The organism is Dellaglioa sp. CoH-57-MRSF-22 (genome assembly GCF_056781895.1).
In genome coordinates this window covers 1-553 of the sequence record NZ_JBXAXT010000054.1, presented here as the reverse complement: position 1 = coordinate 553, position 553 = coordinate 1, and the positions used below count along the sequence as shown (strand labels likewise).

Genomic DNA, 553 nt, shown 5'->3' with positions numbered 1-553 from the left:
CGGAACCAGTCGCACGTTTCGGGGTCCGCGCCCCCAAAATCCAGCACACAACGAATCTCGTATTCAAACCAGTAACGGAGATCGTGAGCCCCCGTATCCGACAGCCACTCACAGGCCCGCGCATACGCGTCCTGCGCGCAGCGCTCTACGTTCCCGCCAGCGGCCCGAGCCGCGTTCAACAGTGCCAGAATCATGATAGCCCCTACGTGATTAGCTGATGCCGTATATTAGCATGGAACCCGCACGTACACAAATAACCCCATATAAATCACGTGTATTGCGTGCCGCACGGCCCCGTGTTATTCTACGCCTACCGATTAACAAGGAATCGAGTAAGACCATGAATAGTGCACAGCGCGCGGTATCGAATCGCATCGATGCCCTAATCGAACAAGCAACGAAAGACGCATTGCGCCTCATCGAGTCAGAGGCCAGACGCATACTCAGGGCCCGGAACCCCGCGCGTTCGTTTTGTATGGCGATGGGAATCGCGACATTTTACGATAAAGACAAAAGACCCCTCTTTGACGATCATCCCGCGCTCGATTCGTTC

At 55.3% G+C, this 553-nt stretch carries 2 protein-coding genes; one reads left to right on the top strand and one right to left on the bottom strand.

All coding sequences use genetic code 11. The features are described from left to right. A partial coding sequence (locus tag AC1RPR_RS08095) for a hypothetical protein (RefSeq protein WP_481763451.1) occupies positions 1–194 on the bottom strand: 194 nt, incomplete at its 3' end. A 146-nt stretch (positions 195–340) separates the two neighbouring features. Here AC1RPR_RS08095 and AC1RPR_RS08090 point away from each other — a divergent pair. Beyond that, positions 341–553: hypothetical protein (locus tag AC1RPR_RS08090; protein ID WP_481763450.1), on the top strand; the 213-nt coding region annotated here is incomplete at its 3' end.